Origin of the sequence: Pseudomonas fluorescens HK44 (genome assembly GCF_000217955.3) — a bacterium.
GTDB lineage: Bacteria > Pseudomonadota > Gammaproteobacteria > Pseudomonadales > Pseudomonadaceae > Aquipseudomonas > Aquipseudomonas fluorescens_AQ.
The window spans coordinates 19,544-42,382 of the sequence record NZ_AFOY02000016.1 but is presented as its reverse complement, the minus strand read 5'-3'; the positions used below and the strand labels follow the sequence as shown (position 1 = coordinate 42,382).

Below are 22,839 nucleotides of genomic sequence, written 5' to 3'. Positions count from 1 at the left end.
CCGTCATCGCGAGCCTGCTCGCGATGGCGTCAGATCAGGCACCGCCAATCTGCGTCAATGCCACCCGTAACCGCGTCGCACTGGCCCGCGGGCAATTGAGCTGAATCTGTTCCAGCCCCAGCCAATCAGCCATCTGCCGCAAATTCGCCGCCAACGCCTGCATCCCCCGCTCATCCAAGCCTTGTTCTTCTTCGTGCACCGCATGCACCGCCAACCGGCCCAACGCCCGCTCCGCTCGAAGATCAACCCGCGCGGCAATTCGTTCGTTGTGCAAAAACGGCAGTACGTAATAGCCGTAAACCCGTTTGCCGGGTGGCGTGTAGATTTCCAGCCGATAACGAAAATCGAACAGCCGCTCGGTTCGACTGCGCTCCCAGATCAACGAATCAAAGGGCGAAAGCAATGCACTGGCCTCGACCTTACGCGGTATTTTTGGCTCCGGCAGGCAGTACGCCGGCTGCTTCCAGCCCTGCACCCCACACACCAGCAACTCGCCATTTTCAACCAGCTCGGCCAGAGCGTTGCGGCACTCGGTCAGGCTCAAACGAAAATAGTCGCGCAGATCCTTTTCCGTGCCGACACCCAACGCTTGGGCTGCATGCAACAGCAACCCGCGTTGCGCCTCGGTTTCGCCGAGCAGCGGTTGCTTGAGGATCGATTCGGGAATCACCCGCTCCGGCAAATCGTATAGACGCTCGAAGCCGCGACGCCCCGCCACCGTTACTTCGCCAGCCGCGAACAACCATTCCAGTGCGTGCTTTTCAGCGCTCCAATCCCACCATGGACCAGCCCGTTCCTGGCGCGTCGACAAACTGCCAGCGCCGAGCGCCCCCCGCTCCTGGACCGAAGCCAGAACACGGCGAATGGTCTCTTGCTGCTCACGACCAAAACGCGCCAGCTGCTGATAAATCCCCTCGCCTTGCGCCGCGCGTTGCATGCGCCAACGCATCAAGGGGTACATCGACAGCGGCAACAATGACGCTTCATGCCCCCAATACTCGAACAACGTACGCTGTCGGCCCTGGCCCCAGGCAGCTTGGTCGAGCAAGTCGGCGGAGTAGTTGCCAAGACGCGAAAACAGCGGCAGATAGTGCGAGCGCACCAGTGCGTTGACCGAATCGATTTGCAAAATGCCCAGGCGTTCGATCAGGCGGTTGAGCTGAGCGGGCTTGATCGCCGCTGGCGGCTGGCGCCCGGTGAAACCCTGGGCGGCCAGCGCCAGACGCCGAGCCTGTTTGAGGGATAAGGACAGTTCTGCGGGCATGTGCATCTCCTTGTCTGCTCGCAAACTACCTCAGTGTGAAGCTTGTTGTGTAGCAGCTCGGTACTCATTTGTGCATCGGGTCATCCCAGAATGGCCGGACAACTTCATGCTCGACATCGGCGCGGCTGATACCGATATCCTTGAGCGCTTCGTCACTCATGCTGGCCAGCAAAGCGCGCTCACGGTGGAGTTCATGCCAGCGGAGGATTTTTTCCAGCCAATGGCCCAGAGAAAACCCGTGAAACTTTCCAACCAGCACATAACCTTTTTGACCTTTCATCATCTTGCCCTCCGTTGTAGATGACTGAAGTCTCGCGCCGGAGCTAAGATCAATCCAACGAATGTTTCTTATGCAATACATCTCGGAGATTGATGAATTGAGCCACTACCCGAGTATCGATACGGAAGTCCTGCGCACCTTCGTTGCCATTGCCGACCAAGGTGGCTTCACCCGCGCTGGCGAGTTGGTGAATCGCACGCAATCGGCGGTAAGCATGCAAATGAAACGGCTGGAAGAGGACGTGCTGCAACGCCAGTTGTTTCAGCGCGACGGCCGTCAGGTGAAGCTGACCGCCGAGGGTCAGGTGTTGCTCGGTTATGCCCGGCGGATCCTGAAACTCCACAGCGAAGTGTTCAACACCCTGCGTGAGCCGCACATGGTCGGCACGGTACGTATCGGCACCCCGGATGACTATGTCATGCGCTTCCTGCCGGGCATCCTCTCGCGCTTTGCCCAGGCCTATCCGCTGATCCAGATCGAAGTCCATTGCGAGTCATCCAAGCAGTTACTGCTGCGTCAGGACCTGGACCTGTCGATCGTCACCCGCGAACCCGGCAGCGAGATCGGCCAGTTGCTGCGCAAGGAGCGGTTTGTCTGGGCGCAGGCGCAGTGCTTCAGCCCCAACGAGCAAACACCGTTGCCCCTGGCGATGTTCAACAGTGATTGTTTTTGCAGGATCTGGGCCTGCAATGCGCTGGACGCTTCCGGGCGCGAGTACCGGATTGCCTACAACAGTTCGAGCCTGTCAGCGATCATGGCGGTGGTCAGCGCCGGGCTGGCGGTCACTGCGCAGCTGGAAAGCCTGATCACCCAGGATATGCGCATCCTCGGCGAGGCTGAAGGCCTGCCGCTGTTGCCCGAAGCCAGCATCATGCTGGTGCGCAACCTGAACAACCCTTCGCCCATCACCGAATGCCTGGCGGAGCACATTGTCGAAGGCTTCAAACTTTAAAGGCGAGCATCACCGCGCAGAGCACAAGAAAGGCACAGAACAACCCGCGCAACAAACGCTCCGGCATGGCGTGAGCGATCTTCACGCCCCAGCTGATGCTCAGTAAACCACCGGCCGCCATCGGCAGTGCGATGCTCCAGTTCACTTGATGATGGACCGCGTAAGTCACCAGCGTGACGCCGGTGCTGGGCAAGGCCAGCGCCAATGACAACCCTTGAGCCACCACTTGCGTGGTGCCGAACAGGCTGGTGAGCACCGGCGTCGCCACCACCGCCCCACCCACGCCGAACAACCCGCCCATGGTCCCCGATGCAGCACCCAACACCCCCAGCCAAGGCCACGAGTAACGCATCTGCGAGGCAGCCGGCGCAGTGGCCATGAACATGCGCAACAGGTTGTAGGCCGACAAGGCGATCAGGAACGCCACAAAACCGATGCGCATCAGCTGTGCGTCAATGCCCACCGCCCAGACCGAGCCGATCCAGGCAAAGCAGAAGCCCATCGAGGCCAATGGCAACGCGTGGCGCAGTTCGATGCGATTGCGCTGGTGATAGCGCCACAGCGCCAGCATCACGTTCGGCACCACCATGACCAGCGCCGTGCCCTGGGCAATTTGCTGATCCAGACCGAACAACACGCCCAACGCGGGAATCGCGATCAAACCACCGCCAATCCCGAACACACCGCCTACAGTGCCCAGCGCAGCGCCGAGCACCAGATACATCACTAACTCAATCACTGACGACTCCCCCCTCACATCAGGCCTCGCATCCTACGCAGTCGACACACACAGGGAAACGCGCAGTCACGTCGAAACCCTGCCGTGTGCGGCCCTGGTCGGCAATAACCGAAAATTATCTGGCGCATTAAAGACTCGACCGCTAAATTCATGGCGATGAATGATCAAGGTTTAGACATGAGCACCCAACGCAACACCCCGGACAACTGCGACAACCTGCTGCTGGATAACCAGCTGTGCTTTGCCCTGCACTCAACGTCACTGCTGATGACCAAGGTCTACAAACCCTTGTTGCAAGCGCTGGGCCTGACCTATCCGCAATACCTGGCGATGATGGTGCTGTGGGAACGCGACGGGCTGACTGTTGGCGAGATCAGCAGCCGCCTGCTGACCGACCCCGGCTCTCTGACCCCGCTGCTCAAACGCCTGGAAGCCGAAGGCCTGCTGAGCCGTACCCGCAGCCGCGAAGATGAACGCGTGGTAATTGTCGAGCTGACCGAACAAGGTCGTGCCCTGCGGGAAAAAGCCCGGGAGGTTCCACCGTGCATCCTCGGCGCCAGCGGCCAGACCCTGGAGCAGATGCGCAAACTACAAGCCGATCTGCAGAACCTGCGTAACCACCTGCAAGACAGTCTCTGAGCGGCCTGCCTGAGCTACCGCGTTATCGTTCATCGCGGGCAAGCCTTGCTCCTACAGGTTATGCGACGAGTGCAACATTGTGTCTCGACACTAAACCTGTAAGAGCAAGGCTTGCCCGCGATGACGGCTGCCCTGAGACAAAAATCCCTCTCCTCACATATCCCTCGCCAACACCTCTAGCTCGATGCTTCCAGGCGCATTTATCCACTTGCCAGCCGGCCTTCGATAAACATTTTTAAAAATTAATCTTGCGCGCAAAATATTAACGAGCTACATTTATTTCGCACTTAGTTAGCGCGCAAACCTTTAGCGCTAATCAATCACCCCGAACGAGGCTCACACCATGCAAACTCTCTATACCGCAGTTGCAACCGCTACCGGCGGCCGTGATGGTTGTGCCGTTTCCAGCGATAACATCCTCGACGTGAAACTCGCCACGCCAAAAGAACTCGGCGGTGCCGGCGGCGCGGCGACCAACCCTGAGCAACTGTTCGCGGCCGGTTACTCGGCTTGCTTCATCGGCGCGCTGAAATTTGTCGCCAGCCAGACCAAGCGCAAAATCCCTGATGACGCCTCGATCACCGCTCACGTCGGCATTGGCCAGATTCCAGGTGGTTTCGGTCTGGACATCGACCTCCACGTCAGCCTGCCCGGCCTGGAACACGCCGATGCGCAAGCGCTGGTCGACGCCGCGCATCAGGTCTGCCCGTACTCCAACGCCACTCGCGGCAACGTAGACGTTCGCCTGCACGTCACTGTCTGAATGTTCGTACCCGACAGACGCGCACAAAAAAGCCCGACTCGATGGTCGGGCTTTTTCTTTCCTGCAAAAACTGCGCTTATTTAGCGCGGCCTTTGTAAGAACCGCCTTCGCGGGTATCGATCTCGATCATGTCGCCGATTTCGATGAAGTCGGCAACCGACAGCTCGGTACCGTTCTTCAGTTTGGCAGGCTTCATCACCTTGCCGGAAGTGTCACCGCGAGCGGAACCTTCGGTGTAGTCAACCTGACGCACGATAGTGGTCGGCAGTTCTACGGAAACCAGACGTTCTTCGAAGAAGATCGCTTCGCAAACATCGGTCATGCCTTCTTCAACGAAAGGCAGAACAGCTTCGATGTCTTCAGCGTTCAGCTCGTACATGGTGTAGTCGGTGGTGTCCATGAACGTGTAGGTGTCGCCGCTGATGAACGACAGGGTCGCTTCTTTGCGGTCGAGGATTACGTCGTCCAGTTTGTCGTCAGCGCTGTAAACGATCTCGGTCTTGTAACCGGTCAGCAGGTTTTTCAGCTTGGTCTTCATGATCGCGCTGTTACGACCGGACTTGGTGAATTCAGCTTTCTGAACCAGCCAAGGGTCGTTTTCGAGACGGATCACCGTACCGGGTTTCAGTTCTTTACCAGTTTTCATTGCGAATATCCGAATTTGGATGGGATTTACAAAAATCTAGGCCGCGTATCATATCCAATTTAGGTAAAACTGCACCAGCGCCGCAGCAAGATCGGCCTGCAAAGCCTGTTCCAGACACCATGTCTGGGCGTGCTTTTGCAGTTCTGGCCAGTGTTCCTGTGCCGCAACCCATGCCTGAGCCATTCCAGCGCCCGTGTTCCACGCTCGCCATAACCCGACGAGTGCCACTTTTGCCGCCGGTGAAAGGCCTGCGGTGTACAGCGTCAGAAAGGCTTCGAGTTTGTCCAGGTGGACATCTTCTTCCTGTTGATAAATATGCCACAGCATTGGTCGGGCCGCCCATTGCGCGCGGACGAACGAGTCCTCCCCACGCACCGCGTTGAAATCACAACTCCACAGCAGCAGGTCGTATTGATCCTGTCGGACGAACGGCAATACCTGCACGGTCAACGCACCGCGCACCTGTAATGCGCCGACACCAAGCCCTTCAACGCCCAGCCAGCGCTCGACGTCGCCCAGGATCCGGCCCTCGGGCACCAGCAAATGAGTGGCATGAGCGTCGCCCGCCATGACGTCCAGCCAATCGGCCAATCCCGCATTCTCGTAGGCGAATAACGACATCAGCCGTGCACCGTCGGCGCGATCGACACCCAGCCCTTGCAGGAATTCGCGCCGAGCCTCAGCGCTGTGTTGAAACTGCTCACGCCGCTCAAGCAACCCGCGCTCACGCAGCAAGCCGCCAGTCCCGGCCTGAAACCCCGGGAAGAAGAAGTACTTCTGCACCTGTTTGTACTTCACCGACGGTAAACCATGACAGCCGACGATCCAGTCTTCGGCGCTCAAATAATCGAGGTTCATCCACAGCGGAGCCTTTTCGCGCGCCGCCATTGCTTCCATATAGGCATGTGGCAACTGACAGGCGAACGCCGCGATCACCACATCGGCGGCCTCTGTCGGCGCCCAGTCGGCCGGCCAATGGCAGACCTCGACGCCTTGCTGCCACTGCCGGGCAGCAGTGATGTCGAGTTCCGGGCACAAGCGTTCGAACGCCCGCAGGTCATCGACCCACAGCCGTACCGCGCAGTGATGCTCGGCCACTAACTGCCTGGCCAGGCGCCAGGTCACGCCGATGTCGCCGTAGTTGTCGACGACAGTGCAGAAAATATCCCAGTCGACTTTCATTACGGGCTCCGTGGGGCAAAGATCTCAATTGTCCGCATAAATCGTTGCGTGCAGAAGAGCCGACGCCGATTAATCTTCATGCGACAATCGCCGCAGCCCACAACCCTCGCCAGGAGGCAGCCATGCCCTACCGTCCACACGTTCGCCGCACGGTGTCCATCACACTCAGTCCATTGCAACTGATTGCCAGCATCGCCGTGGGTTTGTGGCTGGGTTTTTTGGCCATCGCGCTGACCTGCTGGCTGGTGTCGAAACTGCTGTTCAGCGAACAACTCGCCCCGCTTGCCGAGGCGGCGCACCAACTGACTCAACCCAAGCCTGCGGTGGTTGAACCGGCACCCGAGAATCAGATGTTCGAGCAGTACAAGGAAAACCTGCGCAAACAGGCGCAACAGCAAACGCTCGATCAGGCACGCAGCAATACCCGCAACCTGTCCAACCCGAAATGCCAGTTCTGGCTACAGCAAGACCAAACCGCGCCCACCGAAAAAAGCCGCGCCAACGTCCAGCAATTCTGCGATTGATCATGAACAAACATACGGTCCACCAGCTGATCCTGGAAAAGCTTGCGGTCGATCTCGACATCGCCGAGCGCGCAGCGCAAACCGCGTACGAAACCGCGACCCACGAAGAAAACATCGCCGAGAACAAGTACGACACCCTGGGACTGGAAGCGTCTTATCTCGCCGCCGGACAGGCCAAACGGGTGGAGGAAATCCGCCAGTCACTGGTGCTGTGCCAGAACCTGACATTGCGCTCTTATGACGATCAGCGCGGGATTGAAGTCGGTGCGCTGTTGGGGCTGGAAGACGAAAAGGGACGCGAACAGTGGCTGTTCCTCGCCCCTGATGCGGCCGGCTTGAAGGTTGATCTGGTGGGGCAACTGATTACGGTCATCACCCCGCGCTCACCGCTGGGCAAAAGTTTGCTGGGCAAGTTCGAGGGTGATGAGGTAGAGATCGTGGTGGCAGGCACTCGGCAACAATTCGCTGTCACCGAGGTAGTGTAGTGACCTGTGTGATCAATGAACCGGTAATTCTACGCCGTCGAACAGCTCTTCCAGTTCCTGCTTGTTGTGGCACTGGATGGCTTTGGCCATGACTTCACGAGTCAGGTGCGGGGCGAATTTCTCGATGAAGTCGCACATGAATCCACGCAGGAACGTCCCGCGACGGAATCCGATTTTGGTCACGCTGGATTCGAACAGTTCGCTGGCGTCGAGCACCACCAGGTCGTTGTCGAGTTTGGTGTCGACGGCCATTTTCGCCACGATACCGACACCCAGCCCCAAACGAACGTAAGTCTTGATCACGTCGGCGTCGGCGGCGGTGAACACCACTTTCGGGGTCAGGCCGCGATGGCTGAAGGCTTCGTCGAGTTTCGAACGACCGGTGAAACCGAACACGTACGTCACGATCGGGTATTCAGCCAGGGCTTCGAGGGTCAGCTTCGGCAGCTTGGTCAGCGGGTGACCTTGTGGCACGACAACGCAACGGTTCCAGCGGTAGCACGGCATCATCACCAGGTCGCCGAACAGCTCCAGTGCTTCAGTGGCGATGGCAAAATCCACGGTGCCGTCAGCGGCCATTTCGGCGATCTGCATCGGCGAGCCCTGGTGCATGTGCAGGGCAACGTCCGGGTATTGCTTGATGAAATTGCTGATCACCGGCGGCAGCGCATAACGCGCCTGGGTGTGGGTGGTGGCAATCGACAGGGTGCCTTTCTTCTCGTTGGAGAACTCCTGAGCGATCTGCTTGATGCTTTCGACCTTGCGCAGAATTTCGCCGGCCGTAGTGATGATTCGCTCACCGGCCGGGGTGACTCGGGTCAGGTGTTTGCCGCTGCGCGCAAAAACCTCGACGCCCAACTCGTCTTCCAGCAGACGGATCTGCTTGCTGATGCCCGGCTGTGAGGTGTACAGGCTTTGGGCGGTAGCGGAAACGTTGAGGTCGTGGTGCGCCACTTCCCAGATGTAGCGCAATTGTTGAAGCTTCATATCAATCCCTCAAAGCAGATAGACGCCACGGGCATCAGCGACGGTATATAACTATATTAATGGTTTGAAGAATAAATCTAGAACTTTTTCATCAAAGGGCCAGCATTCTCGCCTTAAATATCGCCGTGACGCCGACGCTGCGACAATGGCACCAGGTAAACCGGCACCTGCGACAACTGCAACACGCGTGCAGCGGTCCGCCCCAACGGTGTTTCTCCACCGGCCCCATGGCTGTGACTTCCCAGGATCAACAAATCCACCGAGAGTTTCTGTGCCTGATCAAGAATGACCTGTGACGGATCGCCCTGAAATACTCTGACCGATTGAATCAGCGCCAGATCCTGCTGCCCCTCCCCCAACTCTTCACGGAAGCTGTCGAATACCCGCTGCTCGATATTGGCCATCACTGTGCTCAAACCCTGGCTGTGAAATTCATTCAAGGCTTGCTCATCGAGATAGCTCTGCAACACCGATTCAGCAAAAAGCCCCATGGGCTCAACTGCGTGCACCACATACAGATCGGCTTTGAATGTTCGTGCCAACGCCAACGCATGCTGCATCACAAAGGGTGCGTACAGGCCGAGGTCAGTGGCATACAGCATCGAATGAATCATATGACCTCCTCGAATGCCGAGATGGCGGCGTTTGATTCAGCTTAGCAGTGCCACAGCGAGTTCGACATCCTGCGCAAGGCATTGAACGCCGGGCTTAAACCTTCAGTTCATTGCTGATGCCGTGAGGGACGTGACCGGTGGCAACCACCTCACGGGCCAACTCACAATGGCCCGCCTGGTCGTCGAAAAATACGTCGGCGGCGAAGGCTTCGAGAAATGCAGACTTGGCCAACCCGCCGAGAAACAGCGATTCGTCGAGTCGAATATCCCACTCGCGCAAGGTACGGATGACCCGCTCGTGAGCGGGTGCCGAACGCGCGGTCACCAATGCAGTACGGATCGGACAGCTGTCTTCAGGAAACTCGCGTTGCAACAGATTGAGCGCTGCCAGAAAGCCCTTGAAGGGCCCACCGCGTAGCGGCTCGCGAGCGGCTTCGCGTTCGTTGGCCTGAAAGGCTTCGAGTCCATCCGCCTGATAAACCCGCTCCGACTCATCGGAAAACAACACGGCGTCGCCATCAAAGGCGATGCGCAACTCTTCGCTGGCGGCGCGGCTCGCACCGCCCGACAGAATCGTCGCCGCCGCGAAGCCGGCATCGAGTGCGCTGCGTACGTCATCGGCGTGAGTGGAGAGAAACAGATCACAGCCGAAGGCCTTCAGGTACGGATACGGACTGCGCCCGCCGACAAACGCCGCGCGGGAAATCGTCAGGCCGTAATGGTGAATCGAATTGAAAACCCGCAAACCGGTGTCCGCGCTATTGCGCGACACCAGCACCACCTCGACCCGCGCCCGACCGAGGCTGGTGTTGAGGTTCAACAGTTTTTGCACCAGGTGGAACGCATCACCCGGTTCGAGGATTTCGTCTTCGTGCTCGATCTGATACTGCCGATAAGCCTCGACGCCGCTCGCCAGATACACCTTGTGGCTTTCGCTCAGGTCGAACAGCGCCCGCGAAGAAATCGCCAGCACCAATCTGTCGCCTATCCCTTTTGCCATGCTGCTCCCCCCGGGTGAAACGACTTAACCGTTATGCCGATCGACAAAACTCAAGGCCTGATACAAGGCCTCGATTTTCGGCAACTCGCAACCGGCGGCGTTGGCGGCTGCCAATGGCCGCGCATAAATCGCTGCCAGTTCCAGTGGCCGTTTATGCTGGTAGTCGTGGTACATGCTCGGCCAGTAGTCGGGCATTTTTTCAGTGACCTTGAACAGGTGCTCGGCATACCCCGGCGGCATGCTGTGGCCACAGGCAAGTGCGCCCTTCACCACTTCGGCCATCAACGCCTGAATCAGTTCGCGGCTGCTGTCATCGGCCATCAGCGGTGTCGTGCTCGCGCCGAGCAAGACCGATAAACCGTTGTAAGGAACATTCCAGACCAGTTTTTGCCAGCGCGCCTGCTGAAGGTTAGCCATCGCCTGCGATTCAAGACCGGCGGTACGAAACAGCCCCGCCCCCTGCTCGACAATCGCCTGACGGGCCGTCTCGTCATCAAGCGCCGGCCCACTGTGATACCCCACGTTTACCGCACCGAGTGCCTGATGCTCGATCACTCCGGGCCCCGCGCGGTGCACACAGATAAAGCACAACCCGCCCAACAAGTGCAGTGAGTCGGGCAACAGATCGCGCAGGCTGTCTTCGACATCCAGGCCATTTTGCAGCAGCAGGACTTTCGCCCCCGGCGCCGCAGCCTTGATGATCGTCGGTGCGAGCTCGGCGTTACTGGTGGTTTTCGCGCCGACCAGCAGCCAGTCGCACAGCGGCATATCGTCGGCCGACGAATACGCCTGAAGCGGATTCAAGGTCAACGCACCATAGGGCGCGCTGTTGAGTTGCAGGCCGCGCTCGGCGACCGCTGAAAACTCGCTGCGCAACAGAAAGTGCACATCGAACCCGGCCCGCGCCAGCATCATGCCGTAAAAGCCACCGATTGCCCCGGTGCCGATAATGCCGATTCTCGGTTTTTCAACTGCTGTGCCCGTCATGGCAACTCCTCTGGATTTCGACTCAGCGCCTGCCCCAGTGCAGCATTCAGCTCGGTGCGGGCCAGGCGCGACTGTAGCGCCCCATAAAACTCGCCATCGCGCACGACAAACAGCGCGGGCAAATGAAAGACCTGATAACGCTCTACCGCGCCACCGTTGTTCCCCGCGTCGATCCAGCACAACTGATCGACATCAAGCTCCAGTTCCGGCAACTGCTGGCGCGCCCAGCGGCAACCGGAACAGCCGACGCTGGTAAAAATCACCAGCGACACACCGCTCATCGCCAACAACCGCTGGTCGGCATCGAAATCAGTCAGCTCGCATTCGACCACTATACTGGGAGAAGCACTGTCGAATGACCGACACTTGGAGTCTGTGTTCATGGGGCGCTTTATTCCTCATCCTGACGATGTGCCTGTCGAGTTAACGTTGCGCAAGCATCAGTGTATTTCTCGGCAAGAACTGCACACTATCAGTCTCGGAGGCGTGGCTTGCAATTACCACCGCGCCTGGCGCAAAGGAACGGCACTGGAAGTGCGAATGCCGACCCTGAGCGAAAATGTCTGTTATCTGGGCTATGTGGCCTGGTGCCTGCGACGAAAGCACGGTTATCTGGTCGGCATCGCGATCATTGACGAACAGACCCTGTTCAAAGCACGGATGGGCGAGCAGGTCTGCCAGATTGAACGTTTTTGCCGTCAGCAAAAGCCCCAGGTCGAACAGCAAGGCATCGAGGCGTTGGCCCTCAAATGGCTCGACCAGCATGCCACCGAGTACTCCCATGAGACGGTTCGACAGGCCTTTGCGCAGTAAGCGCCGGATTAAACCCGCGCCTGCCCATTGTCGAGCAACCGCGTAACGCGCTAAGGTTCTGCTCCCCGCTGCGCTTAAATCATGCTGTGCTCCGCCGCGCGGGGATCGCTGGCGGCCGGCACCCGTGACCTGACGAGTAACACGATGGCTGATTTACCGATCAATGACCTAAACGTCGCCTCCAACGAGACGCTGATCACTCCTGACCAGCTCAAGCGTGATATCCCCCTGAGCGATGCTGCCCTGCACACCGTGACCAAGGGCCGCGAAGTGATTCGCAATATCCTGGATGGCACCGACCACCGCCTGTTCGTCGTTATCGGGCCTTGCTCGATCCACGACATCAAGGCTGCACACGAATATGCCGAGCGCCTCAAGGTACTCGCCGCTGAAGTGTCCGATACCCTGTATCTGGTCATGCGAGTCTATTTCGAGAAACCACGGACCACCGTCGGCTGGAAAGGCCTGATCAACGACCCGTACCTGGATGACTCGTTCAAGATTCAGGACGGCTTGCACATTGGCCGTCAGTTGCTGCTGGACCTGGCCGAGATGGGCCTGCCGACGGCGACCGAAGCCCTTGACCCGATCTCGCCACAGTACCTGCAGGACCTGATCAGCTGGTCGGCGATTGGCGCGCGCACCACCGAATCCCAGACTCACCGTGAAATGGCTTCGGGCCTTTCCTCGGCAGTCGGCTTCAAGAACGGCACCGACGGTGGCCTGACGGTTGCCATCAACGCCCTGCAATCGGTTTCCAGCCCGCACCGCTTCCTGGGGATCAACCAGGAAGGTGGTGTGTCGATCGTCACCACCAAAGGCAACGCCTACGGTCACGTAGTGCTGCGCGGCGGCAACGGCAAACCGAACTACGATTCGGTCAGCGTCGCGCTCTGCGAGCAAGCGCTGAACAAGGCGAAGATCAAGCCGAACATCATGGTCGATTGCAGCCACGCCAACTCCAACAAGGACCCGGCACTGCAACCGCTGGTGATGGAGAACGTGGCCAACCAGATCCTCGAAGGCAACCAGTCGATTATCGGTCTGATGGTCGAAAGCCATTTGAACTGGGGCTGCCAGGCGATTCCGAAAGACCTCGCCGAGTTGCAATACGGCGTGTCGATCACCGACGCCTGCATCGATTGGACCGCTACCGAAAACACCTTGCGCAGCATGCATGCCAAGCTCAAGGATGTGCTGCCGAAACGTCAACGCACCTGACCACATTCAGCGCACACAAAAACGCCGGGCCAAGCCCGGCGTTTTTTTATTCGGTGATCCTGATCAGAGCTTGGCCGCGTGCCGCTGGTGACGCTCCATGTAGCGCTCCACGTAGGAGCACGATGGAATGACTGTGTAGCCCATTTCCTCGGCGTACTGCAGCGCCTGTTCGGTCAACGCCGCCGCAATACCGCGACCACGCAACGCGTTGGGCACGAAAGTACGATAGATATCCAGGGTCTGTTTCCCCAGATCCATATAGGTCAGGTAGGCACGATGACCGTCCACATTGGTCTCGAACTGATGACCAGCCTGGTCATGGTGGATGGACAACGCCTCGCTCATCACTACTCCTCGCGGGTCTTGAACTGACCCCTACCTTACCGATGTTTTCCCGGCGAAGGAACCTCTACGCCACCCCGTGTCTGTTTGGACACCGAGAAGAACTGCACCCATCCCGCGCAACCGGACACATATCGAATAGTAGGCACCAAAGGCTGAAATGCTCAAGGCGCACTTGTCATCACGTCGATTGCACTGACTCAGCGCAGGGCACGTAGCAGCGGCTCGACCGAACATCTCCCCTGGTCGATAGCCTGAACATTGCCGGATGTTGAGACTTAAGACGAGCCAGGCTTGTTAAAGTCACCTCTACATGCACGAAAGAGGCGTGAGCCGCTGCGCAAATTCTGAACAAAAGTGTAGACGAATCGATATAGAGCGACTTTGGCTCTAGAGTGTGAAACAGCCGCCAGCATCAGTCAGCTATACCAGCAGGTCGCTCAGGACGGGCTTCCCAGCTGAGTAATTTTTATACAACACGATTAAAAGTTGCTCGAAAAAGATTCCGCGCCTACAATTTTTTTTGCTTCTTGCGCTACGTCAGTTTACTTACTACAAGTAATGGGTAGTATGTACGCCGGCTATTTCCTCACTCTGAGGAGACAGCTACTTAATAGAAAGTCCTTGAAGGGGAACACGATGAACAACGTTCTGAAATTCTCTGCTCTGGCTCTGGCCGCAGTTCTGGCTACCGGTTGCAGCAGCGTATCGAAAGAAACCGAAGCACGTCTGACTGCTACTGAAGACGCAGCAGCTCGCTCCCAGGCTCGTGCAGACGAAGCCTACCGTAAAGCTGATGAAGCTCTGGCTGCTGCTCAAAAAGCACAACAGACTGCTGACGAAGCTAACGAGCGTGCTCTGCGCATGCTGGACAAAGCTAGCCGCAAGTAATAGTCCTTCGGGATTGTTATCAAGCCGATCCATTTTTTGGGTCGGCTTTTTTTTTGCCCGGGTTTTACCGAGGGCAATAAAAAACCCGCCGACGCCATGAGGCCTCGGCGGGTCGTTTGAAGCGCTTACTGCAGGTCGATCGGTACAGCCGACGCCACAGGAGTGGAGGTATTCGGTACAGCGATTTCCACCGGCATGCCATCTTCAGCGGCGACCACGTCGCGCACCACATCCCAGTTCATGCGCAGGTTTTTGGCCAGATCTTCACGCTTGAGCAAAGCATTGATCACCGCAGTGTGCTTGTCGACCACCGACGGGTTGCCAGTGTCGTCCAGCGGCGTATGCGCTTCCAGGTAAACCTTGCCGCCACTCATGCCGAACTTGTACGGGTCGTTGAGGATCCGCACCGACGTTCCCACCGGCACCATGCCGGCCATTTCCAGCACATTGTTGTTGAACATGCGGAAGCAGCCATGGCTGGTACGCATGCCAATGCCGAACTTCTTGTTCGAACCGTGAATCAGGTAGCCCGGTGTGCCCAGCGTGAACTTGAACGGCCCCAGAGGGTTGTCCGGGCCGGCCGGCACGACGTTTGGCAGCGGATCGCCATCGGCGGCGTGTTCGGCCTTGATCGAGGCTGGAGGGGTCCAGGTCGGGTTCGGTGTTTTGGCAGTGATGCTGGTGTGGGCGATGGGCGAGCCCCAGCCTTCACGACCGATACCCAGCGGGAAGGTGTACACCACGTTCCGGCCTTTCGGGTAATAGTAGAGGCGATACTCGGCCAGGTTGATCACGATGCCTTCACGCGGGCCTGGTGGCAGGATGAAGCGCGTTGGCAATACGACTTCGGTACCAGCACCTGGCAACCACGGATCGACGCCCGGGTTGGCGGCGACCATTTCCAGGTAGCCCAGATCGTAGGTGGTGCCCAGATCGGCAAAGGTGTCTTCGTACTTGGCTTTGACTGTTTGCACCTGGCCGACGATATCTTCGCCCGGCGGCGGCAAAGGCAGCTCCAATGCTGCAACGGGACCCGCTACACACAAGGCGGCAAGAGACAAGTAGCGGGTGACGGCAGGAAAGCGCGGCAACATCCGGAACATCCTTCGTATGATCAACAGAGGGTATGGGGGCAAGATTGTACACCGAAGCCCCCGAATTCGGGGAGCCAGGTCGATGGACTGCCCTTTGGGGGGCTTTACAGCTCGAAGCGCAACTCAGGCCAGATCGGCGATGTACCGCGCTTTTGCGACTCCAGAATCGCCCGGCACAGCGAGCACAGTCGCTGGTCCTGGAACACCGTCCGGTCGACGCTCGACCAGCGCGGTTGTGCCGGCAGCAAAGTGCCGCACAGGGTACGGTCGGCCGAACCGCCCAACTCCAGTTGACGCGTCACCAGATGCACCCGGACTTCCTGGCAGGCGAACAGATCCAGCTGTTCGTCAGGCTCGATCAGTTGGTAGGCAAACAGGGACCAGGCAGGACGCGGCATCGGGGGCTCCAAATCAGGGGGGCGCCACATTAGCCGAAAGACTGCCGCTAGAAAAGCGTCATAACAGCGGTTTTAGCGTAGGCCAGACATTTTCCAGCAACTTGCCCTGGGCCGCGACCGCCGGGTGAATGCCATCGGTCTGCATCAGCTCGGGATTCCCGCCGATTCCCTGAAGAAAAAACGGCACCAGCGGGACTTTTTTCTCGTCGGCCAGATCGCTGTAGACCTTCGCGAAAGCCTCGTTGTAACGCGCCCCATAATTGGGTGGCAGTTGCATACCGAGCAACAGCACCTTGGCACCGCTGGCCCTGGCGTTGTCGATCATCGACGCAAGATTTTGTTGCAATTGCGTTGGCAGCAATCCACGCAGCCCGTCGTTGCCCCCCAACTCGAGAATCACCACCTCAGGCTTATGCTCCGCAAGCAGCGCCGGCAGGCGTGCCTGGCCGCCGGCACTGGTGTCGCCACTGATGGACGCATTGACCACCGTCTCGGTGAAACCTTCGTGCTTGAGCCGCTGCTCAAGCAACGACACCCACCCTTGCCGGGTATCCAGGCCGAAAGCCGCGCTGATACTATCGCCAACGATCAGGACTGTACCCGCCGCTGCGTTCTGGGCCATGCACATCAAGGCCAGGCCAGCACTCAAAAACCACACACGCATCGGACTCTCCATGGGCGCAAGCATTCTCACTGCGCGGAACCTTAGCAAAGTGGTTCCCAGCGCGGAAGGTGAACTGACCATCCTGCACGAACTCAGCCTGGAACTGAACAGGGGCGACAGCCTGGCCATCGTCGGCAGTTCCGGTTCAGGCAAATCCACCCTGCTCGGCCTGCTGGCCGGCCTCGACCTGCCCAGCAGCGGCGAAGTCACCCTTGCCGGGCAAGCCCTGAGCAAGCTGGATGAAGACCAGCGCGCGCGGATACGCGCCGAGCATGTCGGCTTTGTGTTCCAGTCGTTCCAGTTGCTCGACAGCCTCAACGCCCTGGAAAACGTCATGTTGCCGCTTGAGCTGGACGGCCGCAAAGACGCCCGCGAACGCGCCACCGAACTGCTGCGTCGCGTCGGCCTGGGCCAACGCCTGAGCCATTCGCCACGCCAGCTCTCTGGCGGCGAACAGCAGCGCGTGGCAATCGCCCGGGCATTTGCCGCCGAACCCGATGTGCTGTTTGCCGATGAGCCCACCGGCAACCTCGACACGCACACCGGCGAGCACATCAGCGATCTGCTCTTCGAACTCAATAAAGAAAGCGGCACGACCCTGGTCCTGGTGACTCACGACGAACGCCTGGCACACCGCTGCCACCGCCTGATCCGCCTTGAAGCCGGCCTGCTGGTCGTCGACCCTCTGGAGCCTTGATGGCACGTTTGCCGCTGTTGCGCCTGTTCAGCCTCGCCATTCGCCAATTGCTGCGCGATGCCCGCGCCGGTGAGCTGCGGGTGTTGTTCTTCGCCCTGCTGGTCGCCGTGGCGGCGAGTACCGCCATCGGCTACTTCGGCGCCCGCCTGAACGGTGCCATGCTGCTGCGCGCCACCGAGTTCCTGGGCGCGGATATGCTGCTGGAAGGCAGCTCGCCCGCTCGCCCGGAACAAATACAATCCGGCAAGGAGCTGGGGCTGCAACACGCGCAAGTGGTGGAGTTTTCCAGCGTCATCGCCACCGACAACGGCATTCAGCTGTCGAGCATCAAAGCGGTCGACGGGGTCTATCCACTGCGCGGCCAACTGAAAAGCGCGCCCGCTCCGTTCGCTCCCGAAGAGGCCGGAGGAAGTCCGAAACCGGGCGAAGCCTGGGCCGAGGCGCGCCTGCTGACGGCGCTGAACCTGAAAGTCGGTGACACCATCGACGTCGGCATGAAAAGCCTGCACCTGACCCGCGTGCTGACCTATGAACCGGACCGTGCCGGCAACTTCTACAGCCTCACGCCCCGGGTGATGATCAATCTCGCCGATCTGGCGGCCACCGGCGTGGTGCAGCCCGGCAGCCGGGTCAGTTACCACGAACTCTGGCGCGGCACGGCACCGGCCCTGGAAACCTATCGACAGCTGATCAAACCGGGGCTGGCCGCCAACCAGCGCCTGCAGGACGCCCGCGACGGCAACCGGCAAATCGGCGGAGCCCTGGGCAAAGCCGAACGTTACTTAAACATGGCCAGCCTGGTCGCGGTGCTGTTGTCCGGCGTTGCGGTGGCGCTCTCGGCCACCCGTTTCGCCACCCGCCGTTTCGACGCCAGCGCGCTGCTGCGTTGCCTGGGTTTGTCGCGTCGGGAAACCCTGCTGCTGTTCAGCGTACAACTGACTGTGCTCGGCCTGCTGGCCAGCCTCAGCGGTGCCCTCCTTGGCTGGCTCGCGCAGTTGGGGTTGTTCGCCTTGCTGGGTGAATTGCTGCCCAGCGATGTACCGCCCGGCGGGCTGCTGCCGGCCGTCGCCGGAATCGGCACCGGCCTGGTCGCACTCGCCGGATTCGCCCTGCCGCCACTGGCGGCACTGGGTCGCGTTCCACCGCTGCGGGTACTGCGCCGCGACATACTGCCAATCCCTTCAAGCACCTGGATGGTTTACGGCACCGCACTGGCAGCCTTGGGTCTGATCATGTGGCGCTTGAGCCTGGACCTGCTACTGACCTTCGCCCTGCTTGGTGGCGGTGTCATCGCCGCACTGGTCCTCGGCGGCCTGTTGCTGCTGGTACTCAACAGCCTGCGGCGTCTGTTGGCCCGTGCCTCATTGCCATGGCGACTGGGGCTGGGCCAATTGCTGCGTCACCCGCTGGCGGCGGCGGGACAATCGCTGGCCTTCGGTTTGATTCTGTTGTCGATGGCGCTGATCGCCCTGCTACGTGGTGAATTGCTGGACACCTGGCAAAACCAGTTGCCAAAGAACGCCCCCAACTACTTCGCACTGAATATCTTGCCCGCCGACAAACAGGCCTTCACTGATCGCCTGATTGAACTGTCCGCTCAATCCGCGCCGCTCTACCCGGTGGTGCCGGGACGGCTGATCAGCATCAACGGCGAGCCGGTGCAAGGCATCGTCAGCAAGGACACTGAAGGTGATCGTGCCATCCAGCGCGATCTGAGCCTGACCTGGGCTGCCGACCTGCCCGCCGGCAACAGCATCACGGCCGGTAGCTGGTGGTCTGCGCAACCAACAGGCGACGTACCTGGTGTTTCGGTGGAAGGCAAAGTGGCCGAGAGCCTGAAGCTCAAGCTCGGCGATCATCTGGTTTTCACCGTCGGTGGGGTCAACCGCGAGGCGCAGGTCACGAGCCTGCGCAAGATCAACTGGGACAACTTCCAGCCGAACTTCTTCATGATCTTCCAGCCCGGCACCTTGAAAGACCTGCCGGCCACGTACCTGACCAGTTTTTACCTGGCGGCCGGTCATGACCAACAGATCATCGACCTGGCGCGGGCGTTCCCGGCGGTGACCATTCTGCAGGTCGAAGCCTTGCTGGCGCAGCTGCGCAGTATCCTTGAGCAAGTCACCCTGGCGGTCGAGTACGTGTTGTTGTTCGTGCTGGCGGCCGGCATGGCGGTGCTGTTTTCCGGCTTGCAGGCGACGCTCGACGAGCGCATTCGCCAAGGTGCATTGCTACGTGCTCTGGGCGCCGAACGGCAGTTGTTGGTCAAGGCACGACGGATCGAGTTTGGCTTGCTCGGTGCGGTCAGCGGTTTGCTCGCAGCACTTGGCTCGGAACTGGTGAGCCTGGTGCTTTACCGCTATGCGTTCGATCTGGCCTGGCATCCGCATCCGTGGCTGCTGTGGCTGCCAGTCATTGGCGCATTGCTGATCGGCGGTGCGGGCGTGTTCGGCACTCGTCGGGCGCTGAATGCCAGCCCCCTGACAGTCTTGCGCGAGGGTTGATAAACTTGATGCCTCCTGACCAAAAGAAACCGCAATGAGCCGCTATCGCCCTCCTCGCACCGCCGGCACTGCCCTCATCACGCCCGAGGGCGAAGCGCGGATGCGTGCCGAGTTCCATGAACTCTGGCATGTACGCCGCCCCCAGGTGACCCAATCCGTCAGCGAGGCTGCTGCGCAGGGCGACCGCTCTGAAAACGCCGAGTACACCTACGGCAAAAAGATGCTGCGCGAGATCGACAGCCGCGTGCGGTTTCTCACCAAGCGGCTGGAAGCGCTCAAAGTTGTCAGCGAAAAACCCAGTGACCCGAACAAGGTCTACTTCGGGGCCTGGGTGACCATCGAAGATGAACACGGCAAAGAGTCGCGCTATCGCATCGTCGGCCCGGATGAGCTTGACCTCAAACTAGGCCTGATCAGCATCGACTCACCGCTGGCGCGGGCCTTGATCGGCAAGGCGCTGGATGCCGAGGTCCGGGTGCAGACGCCTACCGGCGAGCAGTTTGTGTATATCGTCGCAATCGACTATCCCTAGCGACGGGTAATCAACCCTTGGCGCGCAACACGCGTCAATTGCCTGATTACTTCGGCTGCGTCTTCGGCGCTGGGCGACTGGATCACCGCCAGATCGAAGCTGTCGCTGGCAAAACGCGCCAACGATTCGCCGTCTTCGACAAACTGGATCAGAAACGCTGCCGGGCCGCCGGTACGGCGTGGCCAGCCATCGAGATAACGCAGCAGCGTCGGCTGATGATTACCGCCAAGGAGGATTTTTGGATTGCGCTGGGTCAGGTGTGCCGTGATCGGCGCGGGACGTACTGGGGGGCGTAGTGCATTCATCGTGTCGTGTCTCTGCCTCAAAAGTCTGCATGGCAGGTGAGAGGCAACACCGAACCAGCGCTTTAGCGGTATTTCGAAGCCTGTTTCAAGCTTCTGTCGGCAACTGGATGAGTTACCTGGCGCCCCGCAAGTAGCTGTTTAAATCGGCGCATGGCAAACATCCTAGAGAAGCCGACAGGACAGTGTCAAGATTCTCGCGCAACAAAAAAAAGACCCGCACAGGCGGGTCTTTTGGTTGAGTCAGAGCGGTCAGCCGGTGATGGCACGGTCTGCCGACAGCTTGCCGGCGCCTTCGATCAGTACGGCGATGCTGCCGCCGAGCAAGGCCAGGGCGAATTCATAACCATTGTTGGCCATGAACAGACCGTTGTGGATGTGCACCGATAAAATGGCGACCAGAGAGAGGAAGGTCAGCCCTAGCGCAGCCGGGCGTACCAGCAGGCCAATGATCAGCGCCAGACCGGCGAAGAACTCGGTACCACCGGCCAGGATTGCCATCAGGTGACCTGGTGCCAGGCCGATGCTTTCCATGTACTGCGCGGTGCCGGCTATGCCATAACCGCCGAACATGCCGAAGAGTTTCTGTGAGCCGTGGGCAGCGAAGATGACGCCGACGAAGATCCGCAGAACAGTCAGGCCGTAGCCAGCACGGGTGGACAGTACCTTGTTGATCAGTGTGCTCATGTTATGTCATCCAGTGTAAGTGTGTGTTGGTTGACCGCCATATTAATCAGTAAACATAATGTTAAAAGCGCAAAAACCCCGCCATAACAATCAGTTTAGTCGATCATTTGCGCGAGACAATTTTCTGCCCTTGAGGCTCCAACGACTCCCGCTCCCGGTCATATGCCAAAAAGTATTTATTCACACTATTAACATAGCTGACAGGACCCATTCCCACCTGCTCCACGGCAATACGCTCGACTTGGAAAAACCACTGATTGGGGTTCAATCCGCGGCGCCGGGCCTCGGCACGCATCCCCTGGACACGTTCCGGTCCAAGGTTGTAGGCCGCCAGAACGAAAGCCATGCGCTCACGCTCATTGAGCTTGGGGCTGGCGAAAAACTTGCGACGGATAAGCGCCAGGTACTTGGCCCCGGCCTGCACATTGCTGTCCACGGACTGAATGTTATTGACCCCGACCCGCTGCGCCGCCGACGGGGTAATTTGCATCAACCCGGTAGGGCCACTGCCGCTGCGGGTGCTTGGCTCAAGCGCCGATTCCTTGAACGCCAGTGCCGCCAGGTTCAACCAGTCCATGCCCTGTTCGCGGGCGTGCTTTTGCAGGACCGGGCGCAGCTTCTCAAGACGTTGGCGGTCGGCGCGATCCAGTGGATAGTGAACCTGGTACAAGCGTCGGTAAATACGCAGGAAAGCCACATCCTCATCAGACGGGGTCTTATAGGCTTGCAGGAAGCGATCAATGCTCGCTCGCAACATCGAGGCATCACGACGGACGAACCAGTACTCCTTGCCCGGCTCGCTGATGACCACCTGCCGATCGAAACGCAGCTTGGGCAGGATTTTCCCCCAGCGCTCGGCAATCGGTTGCTCGACGATGGTCAGGTGAAAAATCCCGCCCTGCACCATCTCCAGCACGTCTTCGACCGCCAGGCTCGGGTCGACCCATTCGACCTTGACCGGTGGCAGCTTGCGCAGCGCCAGCTTCTGATTGATCTGGTTGATCGCCTCACCGGCCGCGCTACCGGTGGGCAGGGCCAGGGTTTTTCCGGAAAGTTGTTCAAGGCGCGTATAGCGGCGCTCGCCCTTGATCCCCACCAGCAGCAACGGCACGTTTGCGCCAATCGGCTCGCTGGCACTGACCGCGTGCGCGGACTGCGCATCGAGCAACTCCCCCGGTGCTACCAGGTCACCCTCGCCACGCTGTAACGCGCCGAGCAATTGATCCTTGGCTTTGGGGATGATCTTGAGGGAGATTTCCTGGCCGTCACGGGCATGGCCATTGAGGTACTGTTCGAAGGCTCGCAGACGATGGTACTCAACGCCGATGGTCTGGCCCTGGACCTCGCCGGAGCTGTTGCGGCTTTGATTGACCAGCACCCGCAGCACACGGCTGCCGCGAATTTCCGCCAGATCGCGGACCTTGCCCGACTGAACGGCTTCCAAGGGACCCGCCAATCGCGCAACGGCCGGCATCGGCAGCAGCATCGACAAGCACAGCACTAGCAAAACCTGGAGTCGTGTCATCCGTTCTCCGGAAAGAATACTGTCCAACGTCTCGATATTTCGAGCCGCGGGTCGACAGAAACAGAGCGCCTGGAGCGCTGGCAGAGTGCGAAAGAGTGCAGCCGCGA

General features: G+C 59.4%; 28 protein-coding genes. 11 read left to right on the top strand and 17 right to left on the bottom strand.

Annotated elements, in window-relative coordinates; translation table 11 throughout:
• Positions 1-34: 34 nt before the first annotated feature.
• A complete protein-coding gene (locus HK44_RS20490) occupies positions 35-1,264 on the bottom strand; it encodes a winged helix-turn-helix domain-containing protein (protein WP_019692918.1) in 1,230 nt (409 codons plus the stop codon).
• 64 nt (positions 1,265-1,328) lie between these two features.
• Complete coding sequence (locus tag HK44_RS20485; protein WP_031319600.1) at positions 1,329-1,544, bottom strand: DUF1127 domain-containing protein; 216 nt, start codon at positions 1,542-1,544, stop codon at positions 1,329-1,331.
• Positions 1,545-1,641: 97 nt separating this feature from the next.
• Between HK44_RS20485 and HK44_RS20480 the strand changes: the two genes are divergently transcribed.
• Positions 1,642-2,496: a LysR substrate-binding domain-containing protein gene (locus tag HK44_RS20480; RefSeq protein ID WP_031319598.1), complete on the top strand. Its 855-nt coding sequence runs from the start codon at positions 1,642-1,644 to the stop codon at positions 2,494-2,496.
• Here the strand turns inward: HK44_RS20480 and HK44_RS20475 are convergent.
• Entirely contained in the window at positions 2,486-3,235 is a 750-nt protein-coding gene (locus HK44_RS20475) for a sulfite exporter TauE/SafE family protein (RefSeq protein WP_019692921.1), read from the bottom strand. The two genes, HK44_RS20480 and HK44_RS20475, sit on opposite strands and share 11 nt — an antisense overlap.
• Before the next feature lie 177 nt (positions 3,236-3,412).
• Between HK44_RS20475 and HK44_RS20470 the strand changes: the two genes are divergently transcribed.
• Both HK44_RS20470 and HK44_RS20465 read left to right on the top strand, forming a co-directional pair.
• Positions 3,413-3,874 (top strand): MarR family winged helix-turn-helix transcriptional regulator, encoded by a 462-nt coding sequence (locus HK44_RS20470; protein WP_019692922.1) that lies wholly within the window; start codon positions 3,413-3,415, stop codon positions 3,872-3,874.
• A 343-nt stretch (positions 3,875-4,217) separates the two neighbouring features.
• Positions 4,218-4,637, top strand: coding sequence for an organic hydroperoxide resistance protein (locus tag HK44_RS20465; RefSeq protein WP_019692923.1), 420 nt, complete (start codon positions 4,218-4,220; stop codon positions 4,635-4,637).
• A gap of 76 nt (positions 4,638-4,713) precedes the next feature.
• Here HK44_RS20465 and HK44_RS20460 read toward each other — a convergent pair whose 3' ends face one another.
• Together HK44_RS20460 and earP are read right to left on the bottom strand one after the other, a co-directional pair.
• Entirely contained in the window at positions 4,714-5,283 is a 570-nt protein-coding gene (locus HK44_RS20460) for an elongation factor P (RefSeq protein WP_007943632.1), read from the bottom strand.
• A gap of 48 nt (positions 5,284-5,331) precedes the next feature.
• Positions 5,332-6,465 carry an elongation factor P maturation arginine rhamnosyltransferase EarP gene (gene earP / locus HK44_RS20455; protein ID WP_019692924.1) on the bottom strand — a complete coding sequence of 378 codons (1,134 nt, stop codon included), beginning with the start codon at positions 6,463-6,465 and terminating at the stop codon, positions 5,332-5,334.
• 122 nt (positions 6,466-6,587) lie between these two features.
• Between earP and HK44_RS20450 the strand changes: the two genes are divergently transcribed.
• Together HK44_RS20450 and HK44_RS20445 are read left to right on the top strand one after the other, a co-directional pair.
• Positions 6,588-6,989, top strand: coding sequence for a hypothetical protein (locus HK44_RS20450; RefSeq protein ID WP_019692925.1), 402 nt, complete (start codon positions 6,588-6,590; stop codon positions 6,987-6,989).
• Positions 6,990-6,991: 2 nt separating this feature from the next.
• A complete protein-coding gene (locus tag HK44_RS20445) occupies positions 6,992-7,474 on the top strand; it encodes a GreA/GreB family elongation factor (RefSeq protein ID WP_019692926.1) in 483 nt (160 codons plus the stop codon).
• Between the two features lie 12 nt (positions 7,475-7,486).
• Here the strand turns inward: HK44_RS20445 and cysB are convergent, their stop codons facing one another.
• The 5 genes from cysB to HK44_RS20420 form a co-directional block, all read right to left on the bottom strand.
• Positions 7,487-8,461: an HTH-type transcriptional regulator CysB gene (gene cysB, locus HK44_RS20440; RefSeq protein WP_003183769.1), complete on the bottom strand. Its 975-nt coding sequence runs from the start codon at positions 8,459-8,461 to the stop codon at positions 7,487-7,489.
• A 113-nt stretch (positions 8,462-8,574) separates the two neighbouring features.
• Complete coding sequence (locus HK44_RS20435; protein WP_019692927.1) at positions 8,575-9,075, bottom strand: universal stress protein; 501 nt, start codon at positions 9,073-9,075, stop codon at positions 8,575-8,577.
• 94 nt (positions 9,076-9,169) lie between these two features.
• On the bottom strand, positions 9,170-10,075 hold the full coding sequence (locus HK44_RS20430) for a 5'-nucleotidase (protein WP_019692928.1): 906 nt from the start codon (positions 10,073-10,075) through the stop codon (positions 9,170-9,172).
• A 24-nt stretch (positions 10,076-10,099) separates the two neighbouring features.
• Positions 10,100-11,062 (bottom strand): putative 2-dehydropantoate 2-reductase, encoded by a 963-nt coding sequence (locus HK44_RS20425; RefSeq protein WP_019692929.1) that lies wholly within the window; start codon positions 11,060-11,062, stop codon positions 10,100-10,102.
• A complete protein-coding gene (locus HK44_RS20420) occupies positions 11,059-11,445 on the bottom strand; it encodes a thioredoxin family protein (RefSeq protein ID WP_019692930.1) in 387 nt (128 codons plus the stop codon). The genes HK44_RS20425 and HK44_RS20420 overlap by 4 nt, the downstream gene beginning before the upstream one ends.
• Between HK44_RS20420 and HK44_RS20415 the strand changes: the two genes are divergently transcribed.
• Together HK44_RS20415 and HK44_RS20410 are read left to right on the top strand one after the other, a co-directional pair.
• Positions 11,444-11,875: a hypothetical protein gene (locus HK44_RS20415; protein ID WP_019692931.1), complete on the top strand. Its 432-nt coding sequence runs from the start codon at positions 11,444-11,446 to the stop codon at positions 11,873-11,875. The genes HK44_RS20420 and HK44_RS20415 overlap by 2 nt on opposite strands.
• Positions 11,876-12,019: 144 nt before the next feature.
• Positions 12,020-13,096 carry a 3-deoxy-7-phosphoheptulonate synthase gene (locus HK44_RS20410; RefSeq protein ID WP_019692932.1) on the top strand — a complete coding sequence of 359 codons (1,077 nt, stop codon included), beginning with the start codon at positions 12,020-12,022 and terminating at the stop codon, positions 13,094-13,096.
• Between the two features lie 63 nt (positions 13,097-13,159).
• Here HK44_RS20410 and HK44_RS20405 read toward each other — a convergent pair whose 3' ends face one another.
• Positions 13,160-13,441 (bottom strand): GNAT family N-acetyltransferase, encoded by a 282-nt coding sequence (locus tag HK44_RS20405; RefSeq protein WP_019692933.1) that lies wholly within the window; start codon positions 13,439-13,441, stop codon positions 13,160-13,162.
• Positions 13,442-14,077: 636 nt separating this feature from the next.
• On the opposite strand from HK44_RS20405, the gene oprI reads away from it, so the two are divergent.
• The gene (gene oprI, locus HK44_RS20400; RefSeq protein WP_002553018.1) at positions 14,078-14,329 is read left to right on the top strand and encodes an outer membrane lipoprotei OprI; all 252 of its coding nucleotides are present in this window, start codon (positions 14,078-14,080) and stop codon (positions 14,327-14,329) included.
• Between the two features lie 125 nt (positions 14,330-14,454).
• Here the strand turns inward: oprI and HK44_RS20395 are convergent, their stop codons facing one another.
• From HK44_RS20395 to HK44_RS20385, 3 genes are all read right to left on the bottom strand, one after another.
• Complete coding sequence (locus HK44_RS20395; RefSeq protein ID WP_019692934.1) at positions 14,455-15,423, bottom strand: L,D-transpeptidase family protein; 969 nt, start codon at positions 15,421-15,423, stop codon at positions 14,455-14,457.
• Between the two features lie 104 nt (positions 15,424-15,527).
• A complete protein-coding gene (locus HK44_RS20390; RefSeq protein ID WP_019692935.1) occupies positions 15,528-15,821 on the bottom strand; it encodes a hypothetical protein in 294 nt (97 codons plus the stop codon).
• 58 nt (positions 15,822-15,879) lie between these two features.
• Positions 15,880-16,485, bottom strand: coding sequence for an arylesterase (locus tag HK44_RS20385; RefSeq protein ID WP_019692936.1), 606 nt, complete (start codon positions 16,483-16,485; stop codon positions 15,880-15,882).
• A gap of 10 nt (positions 16,486-16,495) precedes the next feature.
• Here HK44_RS20385 and HK44_RS20380 point away from each other — a divergent pair, with 10 nt between their 5' ends.
• The 3 genes from HK44_RS20380 to greB are packed head-to-tail and all read left to right on the top strand — an operon-like array spanning position 16,496 to position 20,218.
• Positions 16,496-17,182 carry an ABC transporter ATP-binding protein gene (locus HK44_RS20380; RefSeq protein ID WP_019692937.1) on the top strand — a complete coding sequence of 229 codons (687 nt, stop codon included), beginning with the start codon at positions 16,496-16,498 and terminating at the stop codon, positions 17,180-17,182.
• On the top strand, positions 17,182-19,686 hold the full coding sequence (locus HK44_RS20375) for an ABC transporter permease (RefSeq protein WP_019692938.1): 2,505 nt from the start codon (positions 17,182-17,184) through the stop codon (positions 19,684-19,686). Before HK44_RS20380 ends, HK44_RS20375 begins: the two co-directional genes overlap by 1 nt.
• Positions 19,687-19,720: 34 nt before the next feature.
• Entirely contained in the window at positions 19,721-20,218 is a 498-nt protein-coding gene (greB, locus tag HK44_RS20370; RefSeq protein ID WP_019692939.1) for a transcription elongation factor GreB, read from the top strand.
• Here the strand turns inward: greB and HK44_RS20365 are convergent.
• From HK44_RS20365 to HK44_RS20355, 3 genes are all read right to left on the bottom strand, one after another.
• Positions 20,215-20,523 carry a hypothetical protein gene (locus tag HK44_RS20365; RefSeq protein WP_019692940.1) on the bottom strand — a complete coding sequence of 103 codons (309 nt, stop codon included), beginning with the start codon at positions 20,521-20,523 and terminating at the stop codon, positions 20,215-20,217. The genes greB and HK44_RS20365 overlap by 4 nt on opposite strands.
• A gap of 249 nt (positions 20,524-20,772) precedes the next feature.
• Positions 20,773-21,207 carry a DoxX family protein gene (locus tag HK44_RS20360; RefSeq protein ID WP_019692941.1) on the bottom strand — a complete coding sequence of 145 codons (435 nt, stop codon included), beginning with the start codon at positions 21,205-21,207 and terminating at the stop codon, positions 20,773-20,775.
• A gap of 103 nt (positions 21,208-21,310) precedes the next feature.
• Complete coding sequence (locus tag HK44_RS20355; protein WP_019692942.1) at positions 21,311-22,732, bottom strand: transglycosylase SLT domain-containing protein; 1,422 nt, start codon at positions 22,730-22,732, stop codon at positions 21,311-21,313.
• Positions 22,733-22,839: the final 107 nt, after the last annotated feature.

Bases quoted from the DNA above. Each gene is read 5' to 3' on its own strand.
- HK44_RS20470 (WP_019692922.1), top strand. From the start codon at position 3,413: ATGAGCACCCAACGCAACACCCCGGACAACTGCGACAACCTGCTGCTG.
- HK44_RS20460 (WP_007943632.1), bottom strand. From the start codon at position 5,283: ATGAAAACTGGTAAAGAACTGAAACCCGGTACGGTGATCCGTCTCGAA.
- HK44_RS20465 (WP_019692923.1), top strand. From the start codon at position 4,218: ATGCAAACTCTCTATACCGCAGTTGCAACCGCTACCGGCGGCCGTGAT.
- HK44_RS20410 (WP_019692932.1), top strand. From the start codon at position 12,020: ATGGCTGATTTACCGATCAATGACCTAAACGTCGCCTCCAACGAGACG.
- HK44_RS20355 (WP_019692942.1), bottom strand. From the start codon at position 22,732: ATGACACGACTCCAGGTTTTGCTAGTGCTGTGCTTGTCGATGCTGCTG.
- HK44_RS20425 (WP_019692929.1), bottom strand. From the start codon at position 11,062: ATGACGGGCACAGCAGTTGAAAAACCGAGAATCGGCATTATCGGCACC.
- greB (WP_019692939.1), top strand. From the start codon at position 19,721: ATGAGCCGCTATCGCCCTCCTCGCACCGCCGGCACTGCCCTCATCACG.
- HK44_RS20485 (WP_031319600.1), bottom strand. From the start codon at position 1,544: ATGAAAGGTCAAAAAGGTTATGTGCTGGTTGGAAAGTTTCACGGGTTT.
- HK44_RS20390 (WP_019692935.1), bottom strand. From the start codon at position 15,821: ATGCCGCGTCCTGCCTGGTCCCTGTTTGCCTACCAACTGATCGAGCCT.
- HK44_RS20435 (WP_019692927.1), bottom strand. From the start codon at position 9,075: ATGATTCATTCGATGCTGTATGCCACTGACCTCGGCCTGTACGCACCC.
- oprI (WP_002553018.1), top strand. From the start codon at position 14,078: ATGAACAACGTTCTGAAATTCTCTGCTCTGGCTCTGGCCGCAGTTCTG.
- HK44_RS20445 (WP_019692926.1), top strand. From the start codon at position 6,992: ATGAACAAACATACGGTCCACCAGCTGATCCTGGAAAAGCTTGCGGTC.
- HK44_RS20360 (WP_019692941.1), bottom strand. From the start codon at position 21,207: ATGAGCACACTGATCAACAAGGTACTGTCCACCCGTGCTGGCTACGGC.
- HK44_RS20365 (WP_019692940.1), bottom strand. From the start codon at position 20,523: ATGAATGCACTACGCCCCCCAGTACGTCCCGCGCCGATCACGGCACAC.
- HK44_RS20395 (WP_019692934.1), bottom strand. From the start codon at position 15,423: ATGTTGCCGCGCTTTCCTGCCGTCACCCGCTACTTGTCTCTTGCCGCC.
- HK44_RS20385 (WP_019692936.1), bottom strand. From the start codon at position 16,485: ATGCGTGTGTGGTTTTTGAGTGCTGGCCTGGCCTTGATGTGCATGGCC.
- HK44_RS20415 (WP_019692931.1), top strand. From the start codon at position 11,444: ATGGGGCGCTTTATTCCTCATCCTGACGATGTGCCTGTCGAGTTAACG.
- earP (WP_019692924.1), bottom strand. From the start codon at position 6,465: ATGAAAGTCGACTGGGATATTTTCTGCACTGTCGTCGACAACTACGGC.
- cysB (WP_003183769.1), bottom strand. From the start codon at position 8,461: ATGAAGCTTCAACAATTGCGCTACATCTGGGAAGTGGCGCACCACGAC.
- HK44_RS20380 (WP_019692937.1), top strand. From the start codon at position 16,496: ATGGGCGCAAGCATTCTCACTGCGCGGAACCTTAGCAAAGTGGTTCCC.
- HK44_RS20450 (WP_019692925.1), top strand. From the start codon at position 6,588: ATGCCCTACCGTCCACACGTTCGCCGCACGGTGTCCATCACACTCAGT.
- HK44_RS20430 (WP_019692928.1), bottom strand. From the start codon at position 10,075: ATGGCAAAAGGGATAGGCGACAGATTGGTGCTGGCGATTTCTTCGCGG.
- HK44_RS20375 (WP_019692938.1), top strand. From the start codon at position 17,182: ATGGCACGTTTGCCGCTGTTGCGCCTGTTCAGCCTCGCCATTCGCCAA.
- HK44_RS20490 (WP_019692918.1), bottom strand. From the start codon at position 1,264: ATGCCCGCAGAACTGTCCTTATCCCTCAAACAGGCTCGGCGTCTGGCG.
- HK44_RS20405 (WP_019692933.1), bottom strand. From the start codon at position 13,441: ATGAGCGAGGCGTTGTCCATCCACCATGACCAGGCTGGTCATCAGTTC.
- HK44_RS20420 (WP_019692930.1), bottom strand. From the start codon at position 11,445: ATGAACACAGACTCCAAGTGTCGGTCATTCGACAGTGCTTCTCCCAGT.